Origin of the sequence: Sphingobacterium sp. InxBP1 (assembly GCF_026191775.1) — a bacterium.
GTDB classification, from domain to species: domain Bacteria; phylum Bacteroidota; class Bacteroidia; order Sphingobacteriales; family Sphingobacteriaceae; genus Sphingobacterium; species Sphingobacterium thalpophilum.
Genome location: NZ_JAINDX010000047.1, coordinates 61,722 through 73,949, shown reverse-complemented (window position 1 = coordinate 73,949; position 12,228 = coordinate 61,722). Strand labels below are relative to the sequence as shown.

At 42.6% G+C, this 12,228-nt stretch carries 11 protein-coding genes and 2 tRNA genes; 10 read left to right on the top strand and 3 right to left on the bottom strand.

The window, feature by feature from the left end; all coding sequences use genetic code 11:
- Window positions 1-91 precede the first annotated feature (91 nt).
- The 3 genes from tsf to K7A41_RS15965 all read left to right on the top strand — a co-directional run bounded on the left by tsf (window position 92) and on the right by K7A41_RS15965 (window position 2,793).
- Window positions 92-928: a translation elongation factor Ts gene (gene tsf, locus K7A41_RS15975; protein ID WP_265714464.1), complete on the top strand. Its 837-nt coding sequence runs from the start codon at window positions 92-94 to the stop codon at window positions 926-928.
- Between the two features lie 176 nt (window positions 929-1,104).
- The gene (locus K7A41_RS15970; RefSeq protein WP_265714762.1) at window positions 1,105-1,968 is read left to right on the top strand and encodes an SDR family oxidoreductase; all 864 of its coding nucleotides are present in this window, start codon (window positions 1,105-1,107) and stop codon (window positions 1,966-1,968) included.
- Window positions 1,969-2,793 carry a helix-turn-helix domain-containing protein gene (locus K7A41_RS15965; protein ID WP_265714463.1) on the top strand — a complete coding sequence of 275 codons (825 nt, stop codon included), beginning with the start codon at window positions 1,969-1,971 and terminating at the stop codon, window positions 2,791-2,793. It abuts the gene before it with no gap.
- A gap of 10 nt (window positions 2,794-2,803) precedes the next feature.
- Here the strand turns inward: K7A41_RS15965 and K7A41_RS15960 are convergent, their stop codons facing one another.
- Complete coding sequence (locus tag K7A41_RS15960) at window positions 2,804-3,064, bottom strand: hypothetical protein (protein WP_265714462.1); 261 nt, start codon at window positions 3,062-3,064, stop codon at window positions 2,804-2,806.
- 129 nt (window positions 3,065-3,193) lie between these two features.
- On the opposite strand from K7A41_RS15960, the gene K7A41_RS15955 reads away from it, so the two are divergent.
- From K7A41_RS15955 to K7A41_RS15945, 3 genes are all read left to right on the top strand, one after another.
- A complete protein-coding gene (locus K7A41_RS15955) occupies window positions 3,194-3,583 on the top strand; it encodes a hypothetical protein (protein ID WP_265714461.1) in 390 nt (129 codons plus the stop codon).
- 153 nt (window positions 3,584-3,736) lie between these two features.
- The gene (locus tag K7A41_RS15950; RefSeq protein WP_265714460.1) at window positions 3,737-4,513 is read left to right on the top strand and encodes an ABC transporter ATP-binding protein; all 777 of its coding nucleotides are present in this window, start codon (window positions 3,737-3,739) and stop codon (window positions 4,511-4,513) included.
- A 3-nt stretch (window positions 4,514-4,516) separates the two neighbouring features.
- The gene (locus tag K7A41_RS15945; protein ID WP_265714459.1) at window positions 4,517-6,196 is read left to right on the top strand and encodes a hypothetical protein; all 1,680 of its coding nucleotides are present in this window, start codon (window positions 4,517-4,519) and stop codon (window positions 6,194-6,196) included.
- 174 nt (window positions 6,197-6,370) lie between these two features.
- Here K7A41_RS15945 and K7A41_RS15940 read toward each other — a convergent pair.
- Window positions 6,371-6,444 (bottom strand) — tRNA-Met (locus K7A41_RS15940).
- A gap of 316 nt (window positions 6,445-6,760) precedes the next feature.
- Window positions 6,761-6,834 (bottom strand) — tRNA-Met (locus K7A41_RS15935).
- 66 nt (window positions 6,835-6,900) lie between these two features.
- Here K7A41_RS15935 and K7A41_RS15930 point away from each other — a divergent pair.
- The 4 genes from K7A41_RS15930 to K7A41_RS15915 all read left to right on the top strand — a co-directional run bounded on the left by K7A41_RS15930 (window position 6,901) and on the right by K7A41_RS15915 (window position 12,217).
- On the top strand, window positions 6,901-7,278 hold the full coding sequence (locus K7A41_RS15930) for an START-like domain-containing protein (protein WP_265714458.1): 378 nt from the start codon (window positions 6,901-6,903) through the stop codon (window positions 7,276-7,278).
- A 102-nt stretch (window positions 7,279-7,380) separates the two neighbouring features.
- On the top strand, window positions 7,381-8,865 hold the full coding sequence (locus K7A41_RS15925; RefSeq protein WP_265714457.1) for an LptF/LptG family permease: 1,485 nt from the start codon (window positions 7,381-7,383) through the stop codon (window positions 8,863-8,865).
- Between the two features lie 71 nt (window positions 8,866-8,936).
- Window positions 8,937-10,151: a bifunctional 3,4-dihydroxy-2-butanone-4-phosphate synthase/GTP cyclohydrolase II gene (locus K7A41_RS15920; protein ID WP_265714456.1), complete on the top strand. Its 1,215-nt coding sequence runs from the start codon at window positions 8,937-8,939 to the stop codon at window positions 10,149-10,151.
- Between the two features lie 632 nt (window positions 10,152-10,783).
- On the top strand, window positions 10,784-12,217 hold the full coding sequence (locus K7A41_RS15915; protein WP_265714455.1) for an NAD-dependent succinate-semialdehyde dehydrogenase: 1,434 nt from the start codon (window positions 10,784-10,786) through the stop codon (window positions 12,215-12,217).
- Window positions 12,218-12,228: the final 11 nt, after the last annotated feature.

Below are 12,228 nucleotides of genomic sequence, written 5' to 3'. Positions count from 1 at the left end.
TCAAGGAATGTTAAACTTCATATTAGCTTAACCTAATTTAAGTTAATATTGTACAATTTTCAGTAGTAAACAATAATAAAAAGAAATAAACATGTCAGTACAAATTTCTGCATCAGATGTAAACAAATTGCGTCAACAAACTGGCGCTGGTATGATGGATTGTAAAAAAGCTTTGGTTGAATCTAACGGCGATTTCGAAGCTGCTGTGGATTACTTGCGTAAAAAAGGTGCAAAAGTAGCTGCTAGCCGTCAAGATCGCGATTCCAACGAAGGTGTTATCATTGCCAAAGCCACTGCTGATGGTAAATCAGGTATCGTAGTGGAAGTAAACTGTGAAACTGACTTCGTCGCTAAAAACGCTGATTTCGTAGCTTTCGCAGAGAAAATCGCAGACCTAGCATTAAACAGCAAACCAGCTTCTTTAGAAGAATTAAAAGGGTTGGAACTTGATGGTAAGAAGATCGCTGATGCTCTGATCGAGCAAACTGGTGTAATCGGAGAAAAAATTGACGTTTCTAAATACGAGACAATTGCTGCAGAAAAAGTGATCGCTTATATCCACGGAAACTACCGTCTAGGTGTACTGGTAGGTCTTTCAGCTGATGCAGCTGGTGCTGAAGAAGCTGGTAAAGACGTTGCGATGCAAATCGCTGCAATGAACCCTATTGCTATCGATAAAGACGGTGTTGACCAACATACTATCGACCGCGAAATTGCCATCGCTAAAGAGCAAATCATTGCTGAAGGTAAACCTGCTGAAATGGCTGAGAAAATCGCTCAAGGTAAATTGAACAAATTCTTCAAAGATACAACTTTGTTGAACCAGGAATTCGTCAAAGATTCTTCTAAAAACATTGCTCAATTCTTGGATTCAGTATCTAAAGGATTAACAGTAACTGCTTTCAAACGCGTTCAATTAGGTGCGTAAGCCCATTGAAAATTCGCTATAGGATAGATGACAGGGACTTTTTAGTCCCTGTTTTTTTTTGAAAGTACCTAGTTGATTAACTACTCACCGCTATCGACTTTTTCATACGGCAGCTTCCATTTTCATCCGATTTTGTGTAACTTGATCTTATACAAAAACGACGCTGTATTATGGGCATGCTAAAAGACAACGCATTAAAAGGAAAACGCATATTAATTACCGGCGGAGGTACAGGGCTCGGAAAAGCGATGACCGACTATTTTTTGGAACTGGGAGCTTCCTGTCTGATCACGAGCCGTAAAGACGAGGTCATCCAACACACCGCAAAGGAATTGGCTGCCAAGGATCAAGCCAGCTGTCTGGCCATGGCAGGCGATGTGCGTAACTATGAAGATGTCGAACGCGTCGTATCCTATGGTTATGAGCAGTTTGGCGGCATCGATGTCTTAATTAATAATGCCGCAGGAAATTTTATATCCCCTACCGAACGGCTGAGCCACCGTGCTTTTGAATCCGTAATCGGAATCGTACTCCAGGGAAGCATCAACTATACCCTCGCCCTTGGCAAACGTTGGATCCAAAACAAGGAGCAGAACAAAAGCATACTCAATATAGTGACGACTTATGCATGGACAGGTTCGGCATACGTAGTCCCATCGGCTACGGCCAAAGCTGGAGTGCTCGCCATGACCCGTTCTCTCGCTGTTGAATGGGGAAAGAAAGGGATTCGTTTAAATGCCATTGCGCCAGGCCCATTCCAGACCTCTGGAGCTATGGAACGCCTACTGCCCGGCGAGCTGAGCGAGCTACTATCGCCGGCCAAACGCATTCCATTGGGGCGCTTGGGCAAACTGGACGAACTCGCAGATCTTTCCGCTTACCTCGTTTCGGATTATTCGAGCTATATCAATGGGGAAGTCATCACAATCGACGGGGGCGAATGGTTAAAAGGTGCCGGGGAATTTAACGGGCTGGATAGCATTCCCGAAGCACAATGGGATGATATTGAGAAAATGACCAGAAATGCAAAAAGCACCTAAATGATGAACACCTCCTTCCGCGCCGAAAGAATCAAACACAAGCAAAAAGTAAATCTCAGCGAGCAGGGGTTTGACTTTGCGATGGCCTATATTTCCAAAGGTACCCTGGAAGCAAAAGCCCATGGGTTAAAATTCACGGAGCAAAACCTTCTTTTCCTCAGCACTAATTCACTGGGTCTGGAAACCAAAAAAGATACTGTCGTATTCATTTTATACTTCTCTGCATGCTATTTTAGGGATTTACACCACGTACAACAAAATTTCTGCTTATCTCACACACCTCCAGAGATCTTCCGTTCAACTACATTGTTGAATAAAAGTCTTTCCCTAAAAAAGGAAAATCGAAAATTGGTCGAAAAAGTACTGGCCTTGATCTTCCAGCAATCCGCTCATGAAAATAACATGACTTCTACGTTTATCTTCCACCAGATCATGTCCTTATTTGCCTTAATAGAAGGTATATTGAAAGATCTTGAGCTTCCAGTTCACCAATCCTATGGCCTATCACAGGAAATCGAGACCTATATACAACATAACATTTACTTTCCGGATCGCTTACAGATTAAACAAATCGCTGGGCAATTTCAGATCTCGGCGAATTATTTTGGCGCTTTTTTCAAGAAAAAATACCTAAAGAGCTACAAGTGCTATATTGATGAGATGCGGATCCAGCTTATCGAAGAACGGCTGGCATCACCGCGATACACCATGAGGCAGATTGTCGATGAACTGGGTTTCAACGATGAAAGTCACCTTACTAATTTTTATAAGAAAAAAAGGCATATGACTCCCAGTGTTTACAGAAGATCACGAAATACTGGATAAAGACACACTTCTAATGTTCCAGCTGCACCACCCCATTGATATCATTGTTTAAGGATCGTCGGATAGCTTCTTCCAGTACAAGAATTTTGTGGCCTTGTAACTTACTATCTTCCGCACGGACGAAAGCTTCATCAATATTGGTGAAGGACTCCAATTTCAGGGGTAAATAAATCGGGTTCTCATCTGTAGCACTACCAATGGTCAATAGGATATTATATCCCTGAAGATGTAGGCTTTGTAAAGTTTGATAATTTAGACGCTTGAAAATCATAATGGCCAAGATTTTATGGTTAAAACAAAAATCCTGGTGCTTTGTTTTTAGTATCCCGATTTTTATGTTGTATGCAAAACTTTTTTTCAATACCATCTGTTTTATTGACAGAGGTAAAATTGAAAGACTATGGCGAAGACAGAAGATAAAAAAAACAACGGAAAAGTCGAAGAGGATTATCCGGATATGGAGCAGAATCTCGCTTATAACGAGGAAGAAGATAGTTACGAAATGGATGTCGACGACAATGATCCCGACTATGACCATCCCGCAAACTACGACACCCTTTCTGAAGGCGCTGTAGACGATGATTCTACTTATGACGATTCAAACCCCTTTGTCGGCGACGAGTATGCCGACCAGGAAGAGCTTAAAGAAGACGAGCTCAGTGATTCGCATATGCGAATTGAATCCTTTAGCCACGAGCGCTTATCTCCATTGGATAAAAAACTGGCGGAGAACGAGGAAGATTTACGGGATGACCTCGATGAAGAAGGATATCCTAAAAACGACAGGTAGTTTTCCAAAAAATAAATACTCGAAGAAGGAGCTCTTGGGCTCCTTTTTTTATGCTCCCGATAGCGCCCATTCTCTGTAATAAAGTTTTCACAGCCAAAAATCGCAGACAACTCTGTATTTTTATGTAAGTTTACATTATAAGCTTAAGAATATATGGAAAATAAGCCGCCGCTCATTCGTATTGTTGATCTAAAGAAGTCTTATGGAAGTAAAGAGGTTCTGAAAGGAATCAATCTCGATATCTTCCCCGGCCAGGTCATTGGTTATATTGGTCCAAATGGTGCGGGAAAATCCACAACCGTTAAGATATTAACTGGTCTGATCGAAGATTTCTCCGGCACAGTAGAGATTAATGGCCTCAATATACGGGATAACGCGCTGTCCATAAAAGCACAACTTGGATATGTTCCGGAAAATGCTGAGCTTTACGATGTGCTGACTCCAATGGAATACTTGGATTTTGTAGGAAAACTATATGGTATGGATGACCAGATAGTGCAGGATCGCTCTACAAAATTATTGGCGGCGTTCGGCCTGGAGGCCAATGCCAATAACAGAATGGATACCTTCTCCAAAGGAATGCGTCAGAAAGTGCTGCTCATTTCCGGTATTATCCATAATCCCCAGATTATTATTCTCGATGAGCCGCTGTCGGGACTGGATGCAAATGCAGTTATTTTCGTGAAAGAGCTGATATCACTGCTGGCAAAGGAGGGTAAAACCATTTTCTACTGCTCCCATATGATGGACGTTGTCGAAAAGGTGTCGGACCGAATCCTGCTGATCAACCAAGGTAGCATCATCGCTGACGGCACGATATCCGAATTGAAAACTAATCCGGATGAATCATTAGAACACATATTTTCTAAACTAACCAATCATACTAGCACCGCATTGGATGCCTCACACATTATCTCTGCCATTCAATAATCTATGGAAAGGTTTATCTTAGCATTTCTGCTCCTATTTCGGGGTTTCTGGGAACGTTTAGGCGTGAATTTTGAGCAATTTGCAGCCATACTCAAAACCAAAACGGTACTGGAAAACAGAAAGCCGCTCACTTTCAAGAAACGGAATACCGGTAGTTCATCCTCATCGGCATCTATCGTTCAATTTATCATGTATCTAATATTCGGCCTGCTTTTTATGGCCATTATTATACTGATTCCAGACAAATATCTGGCCGTATCCATCATGTTGCTCTGTTTTACCAGCATGCTCAGCATCACGTTGGTCTCGGATTTTTCACCGATACTATTGGATACACGGGATCAGTACATCATTATGCCCAAGCCCGTTAATGACCGCACCATAACCCTATCTAGGATCACCTTTATCGCGATTAAGCTGTTCAACCAGGTCATCACACTATCCCTACCCCTGCTGGTTTATGTTTTATTCAGCTGGAAGATTATTGCCGTGTTGCTACTGTGCTTGCAGCTTATCCTAAGTACTCTTGTGGCATTGGTGTTCGTCAATGGTTTTTATCTGATCAGTATAAAATACCTGCCCATCCAAAAATTCAAGGACGTCATTAGTTATATACAGATCGGGCTCTCGCTACTTATATTTTTATCATATTATATCGGCCCTAATTTGATCCAGACGATCGTGGAATCGCAAATGACAATTGAACAGCTGAAATTTCTCTGGCTATTTCCAAGTACCTGGATCGCCTCTTTTCAGTCTTTAGCCCTAGGCAACTTCACTCCGCTCAACATCGTGTTGTCTGTGCTGGGCTTTGCAGTCCCTTTTCTGGGGATCTACGCTTGTACGCAGTTATTCTCCGAAGGTTTTAATGCCAAAATAGCGGCACTGGCCAGCGCTGATGCTGTTTCCAACGAAACCCCGAGCTCAACCTTACAAGGCAACAGCAAATTGCCGCTATATAAAAAAATTGCCGCTCGAGCTTGCTCCACACCGCTCGAGGAAGCCGGATTCAGTATTATATGGCTGATAAGTTCAAAAACGAGGGAGTTTAAGCAACAGTTGTACCCTTCTCTGGCTTATCTTCCCATTTACTTTGTATTCCTATTTCTACGCACCGGAGAAGACCTATCGCTCAGCAAAAAGCTGGATAAACTGGCCGAATCAGGTCTCTATATTATCATGTTCTACCTTTCGCTGCTAACTATCTTAACTGTTTTTCAATTGATTACACAAAGTAATAAATACAAAGCGGCATGGATATATTATGTCTCGCCCATTAGCCACCCCGGACAGCTGATGAGCGGTGTATTAAAAGCCTGCCTTATTAAATATGTACTCCCATTCAACATTCTATTTATTTGCATTTGCATTCCTTTGTTTGGGCTCAGCGCTATCAATGACTTACTCCTTTCGGCTGCTGTCGGCGGTATTGAAAGTATCCTCATCATGCTTTTCCTTGTTAAAAACTATCCTTTCTCCAAAGCGAGCCAGTCCAGCTCCAAAGTATTGGTCAATCTGTTTATCCTGGGCTTTCTAGGGCTTCTCGGCTATCTGCATCAAGTAATTTTTCGGCACGAGCTATTGATCTGGTGTCTCGCCGCCGTGGGCTGGATCTTATTTTTTATTATGCTAAAATACCTGAAAAAAGAGGACTGGAAAAGCTTAGCTTACGAGGACAATTGACAAGCAACACAAAAAAAGGTTAAAAGATCACCGACTATACATTTGGTCCGAAAGTAGAATGCAACAAAAAATGGGCTGCTAAAAGATTCCCTGTTGTCCTGCAAGGATAAAAGATATATAAATAAAAAAGAGGAATATCAGAATCCATTCTTGATTTTCCTCTTTGTTTTTTCGTAGCGGGGAGCAGGATCGAACTGCCGACCTCAGGGTTATGAATCCTGCGCTCTAACCATCTGAGCTACCCCGCCGTTTCGGTATGCAAATATACCACTTCACCTGTCAATTCAAAAGATTTTTTTATTTTTTTTCGTCGATTAACACACCAAAAAAGCGACTCGATCTACAACAAACTCATTTATAACGAAGTAAAATGACACCCGTAAAAATAAGAAATAGGTGTCCGCTAGTACCAATTGAATGAGGGTAGATGGCTTCGTTTTGAAAATGAAATTTTTGAGAAAAATGGCCGCAACTTTTCACAAAAAAACTTGCAATAACAAAATAAATATGTATTATTACAAATAATACGCTGCGTGAACAAAAAGTAATTTGGGAAGGGATTTGTAGCGGGGAGCAGAATCGAACTGCCGACCTTTGGGTTATGAATCCAACGCTCTAACCATCTGAGCTACCCCGCCATTTTTGGGAATGCAAATATAGCTTATTTTTGATGTAAACAAACTAAAATTTAAAAAAACATTTTTATGGCAGATAAAATAAAATTCCAACTAGAATATATCATCAACTCTTCACCTAGAATTTTATTTCCGTATTTGCAAGAACCAAACGAATTGGCACAATGGTTTGCAGATGATGTAAACTATAGAGACACTGTATATACCTTCATTTGGGACGATGAACCACATCGTGCAAAAATCGTAGCATCAAAAGAAAACAAATCGGTGCGGTTTAAATGGCTCGATGATGATCCCTATTATTTTGATCTTGAGATCGACCAGGATGAGCTGACCAATGATGTCGCCCTTAAAATCACGGACTTTGCCAAAGAGGAAGATTTAGAAAACAGAAAATTAATCTGGAAAAATTCAATAGTCTATCTTCAAAGTGTTATAGGTGCGTAAAAAAAGCCTATCTTTGCAATATGTTTTCACCGGGAACTCTCAAAAAGTTCCCAGGATGAAAGATGCTTTAATGCAAGAGCATCACTTTGCTTAGGGTCACGGATGAAAAAGGTTCATTTACTTATTCTTCAAGCTTTCATTAAACCATTTATCGTCACATTCTTTATTGTGATGTTTGTGTTGTTGATGCTCTTCCTGTTCAAATACATTGACGATTTGATCGGAAAAGGCTTTGAATGGTATACGATTATGGAGCTGATCGGCTATCAATGTATCGTTCAGATCCAAATGGCGATGCCGCTTTCCATGCTCCTATCCTCTATTATGACCTTCGGTAATCTAGGTGAAAGCTATGAATTGGTAGCCATCAAAGCTGCTGGCGTTTCCCTGCGCAAAGCAATGACTCCCCTGTTCATACTTGTTGGTATTTTTGCGGCAAGTTCCTTTCTTTTTTCCGATTACATTTTGCCTGTTGTCAACCTGAAAATGGGAACGCTACTGACCGATGTCAGAAATAAAAAAGCCGACTTTTTGATCAAACCGGGTATCTTCAACAATACGATTCCTGGGTATTCGATTCGGGCAAGAGGAAAAAATAAAGAAGGAACGATTCTGTACGACCTGATGATATACGATCATCGGGGTGGCAATACTGCCAACAATGTACTGATGGCCAAAGAGGGCTACATCTACAACTCTCCAGACAATAGTTACATGATCCTTAAACTGAAGGATGGCATTCGTTATGAAGAGTCTCGCGCCCAAAATTCGAAAACCTACGACCCGCGACAGCAGTTCACACGGTTTAAGTTCAAGGAAACCGAACAGAAGTTTGACATGGAGAGCTTCAAAGGTGGTAAAACGGATGAAAACCTGTTTAAAAGCCACCATGCCATGCTGAACCTCAAACAGCTGGATATGTATATTGACTCCAATCATGTCAAGATTGATAGTATGGGTAAAGCCATAACCAGAACTTTGGATACACGCTATAATATTTATTCGAGATATTTCAGCTTAAACCAGCCCGGGCAGCCAAAGGTAAAAGAAGCCAAAATCAAACCTTATAAGGACCTGTTAAAAGATCTTGTACCTGCTGAACAGCGCACACAGATTACCATGAATGCCTTGAGCCAGCTCAATTATCTTAAGGAAGACCTCAATAGCCGGGTACTGGAGTTTAAAGATTACAAGACCAAAGACATCCGTTATCGCATTGAGTGGCACCGCAAATTTACGCTGGCCGTCTCCTGTCTCCTGCTGTTTGCCATTGGCGCACCACTGGGAGCAATCATAAGAAAAGGAGGACTCGGACTACCCGTTGTCATGGCTATTATTTTCTTCTTAATATATCATATTATCTCAACCGTAGCTGAAAAAACGGCCAAAGATGGCGCGATTTCCTCTTTCGTCGGCATGTGGATGGCTATTATTGTATTAACCCCATTGGCAGCATTCCTAACGTATAAATCCACAACCGATTCCGCCCTCTTTGATATCGAACAGTACAAATTGAAAGCTGAGGCGGCCTGGAAATGGATTAGGGAAAAATTAGGTAAAAAGAACAAATTAAAAGCCTCACACTAGATTGTGACAGGGCTATTATAAATAAAATCAGATTCTACACTAACTTTGTATCAATTACAATATAACAATAAATGGAATTCAAATTAAACACGATCGAAGAAGCGATCGCTGATATACAAGCAGGAAAAGTAGTTATCGTCGTAGATGACGAAGATCGTGAAAATGAAGGTGACTTTGTCACCGCAGCCCGCAATGCAACTCCCGAAATTATCAACTTTATGGCGACTCATGGTCGCGGCTTGGTCTGTGCTCCGATTACCAAAGACAGAGCGGATGCCTTGCATCTTGACCTTATGGTAGGTCAAAATACCGCCGTGTATGAGACTAACTTTACCGTCTCCGTTGATTTGCAGGGCTATGGCTGTACGACTGGTATCTCTGCTTCCGACCGTTCCAAGACCATAAAAGCACTGATTGACCCGAATATTCACTACGAGGAACTGGGCAGACCAGGACACATCTTTCCACTCATCGCTAAAGACGGCGGGGTCCTTCGCCGCACTGGGCACACTGAGGCCACGGTAGACTTAGCCCGTTTGGCGGGTTTCGAGCCGGCAGGGGTATTGGTCGAGATTCTGAAAGAAGATGGTGAAATGGCCCGACTCCCCGAATTAATGGAAGTTGCCAAAAGATTTGATCTGAAGATCATCAGCATCGAAGACCTAATCGAGTATCGCCTAAAGCATGATTCTCTGATTAATGAAGAAGTGACCGTTAATATGCCGACACAATATGGTGATTTCAAAATGAGAGCCTTTACACAAAAGGATACCGGCGAACAACACCTGGCACTGTATAAGGGAGAATGGAACGAAGATGAACCTATCCTTGTGCGGGTACACAGCTCATGTGTGACAGGCGATATTTTTGGTTCTTGCCGCTGTGACTGTGGTCCTCAGCTCCACAAAGCCATGGAGATGATCCAGCAAGAAGGAAAGGGTGTCATTGTCTATATGAATCAGGAAGGCCGCGGCATTGGCCTGATCAATAAGTTACATGCTTATAAACTTCAGGAAAACGGCATAGATACCGTAGATGCCAATGTGCAGCTTGGATTTAAAGCCGACTTAAGAGATTATGGCGTAGGCGCACAGATCCTGAGAAGTCTTGGCGTTACCAAAATGCGGTTGATGTCCAACAATCCGACAAAAAGAGCCGGACTAATCGGCTATGGTCTTGAAATCGTAGAAAATGTTCCCATTGAAATAGAGGCCAATCCCTATAACGAGGAATATCTGAAAACAAAGAGGGACCGCATGGGACATACGATCATGAAAAACCTGTAAAATTCCCATTTATTAAATATATCTAAGTGGAGTGTTCATCTGAACACTCCACTTTTTTTGAGCATGCGACGTATTGATTTTTGTTTTTCCTGAAGGCATCCATGGATTCCCTCCCCTCGCGTATCAGCCAGAAGAAACTTTTCGTGTTTTTCGTCCTTATTGGTACTCAGACTCGATTCCAGTACTGCGAATGATGCTTGGTGTGCGAAGACCATAAGGAGGTTAGGAATTGTGATGTTATGATAGTAGTATTTAAGTGAAATAGCGCTAACTTTATTGTGAATGGAAACCCTAAGGAAACATATTATCTTTTTTGATGGTGATTGCTTAATCCGCAACCGTTTTGTTCAGATGTTATTAAAAATAGACGGGAAAATAAGTTTCATTTTAGCTCGCTCAAATCTGACTTCGCCCTGAACCGCTTGATATCTTTACCAAAAAATACCGATTCTATTGTGTATTTGTCTCCGAAAGGACTTTACATAAAGAGTGAGGCGATATTGGTTACACACTGGCAAAAACAATAGGTCCATGCTTATTGTTTCCAAAATACTGGGACGCCAGCTCCTAAGCGACGGGTAGTATCACTACAGCTCGTCGAACATATGAAAAATAATTAAATAACTAGCATAATGAAAAATCCACTTCTAATAGATAAAGCTTATATAAACGGTAAATTCGTTACTTCAAAGCAGACATTTGATGTCATCAATCCAGCGACAGGCAAGACAATTGCAGCTTTGCCCGACCTGAATATTTCAGATTGTACAAAAGCTATACAGGCAGCTCATTCGGCATGGGAAAGCTGGAAGAACAGCACAGCAACAGAACGGTCGGTCATTGTCCGCAATTGGTATAACCTTATACAACAGCACAAAGAGTCACTTGCTGAAATTATGACGTTGGAGAGTGGCAAGCCGCTAGCCGAATCCAGGGTAGAAGTCGATTATGGGAGCTCCTTTGTCGAATGGTTTGCCGAAGAAGGGAAGCGGGCTTATGGCGAGACCATACCCAGCCATAAAAAAGCTTCGCGGATGATGACCATCCGGCAGGGCGTGGGTGTCGTTGCAGCAATCACCCCCTGGAATTTTCCGCTGGCAATGATCACCAGAAAGGTTGCGCCGGCTTTGGCCGCAGGGTGCAGTGTGGTGCTTAAACCCGCATCACAAACACCACTATCCGCCATTGCACTTGCCAAGCTGGCCGAAGATGCAGGCCTGCCCAAAGGGCTCTTCAATGTAATAACGGGAAAAGATAGCGCAGGCATAGGAAAAGAACTGGCGACGAATGATCTGGTGCGTAAGCTGTCGTTTACAGGTTCTACAGAAGTCGGCAAAACGCTGATGGAGCAGTCCGCCTCAAATATTAAAAAGGTATCGATGGAACTAGGTGGCAATGCCCCTTTTTTAGTTTTTAATGATGCAGATATAGACAATGCTGTTGAAGGTGCGATCGCCGGCAAGTTCCGCAATTCGGGGCAGACCTGCGTATCGATTAATAGATTCCTTGTCCAGGAGGACATATATGAGGCATTTTCCAGAAAGCTTGCCCATGCAGTCAGTAGACTAAAAGTAGGCAACGGGCTCGACAAAGGGGTACAAGTAGGCCCCCTGATCAATGCCAAGGGATTGGAGAAGGTACAACATCATGTGCAGGACGCCCTTAGCCGTGGGGCGGACCTGCTTACAGGTGGAAAAGCGATCAAAGACCTCTTTTTCGAACCAACCGTGCTGACCAATATTCCCACAGAAGCGCTTATATTCCGTGAGGAAACCTTTGGCCCTGTCTGTGCACTTTTTAGTTTCAGAACCGAGGAAGAGGGTATAGCCATGGCCAATAACACCGAATTTGGACTAGCTTCTTACTTCTACAGCAGCAATATCAACCGCTGCCTCCGGGTCGCAGAACAACTCGAAGCAGGTATGGTGGGGGTCAATACGGGGCTGATTTCAAATGCTGCAGCACCATTTGGCGGAGTAAAACAGTCCGGCATTGGCCGGGAAGGATCCAAACATGGCCTCGACGAATATATGGAACTCAAATACATCTGCTTTGGCGGGGAATAGGAGGTGCAGTG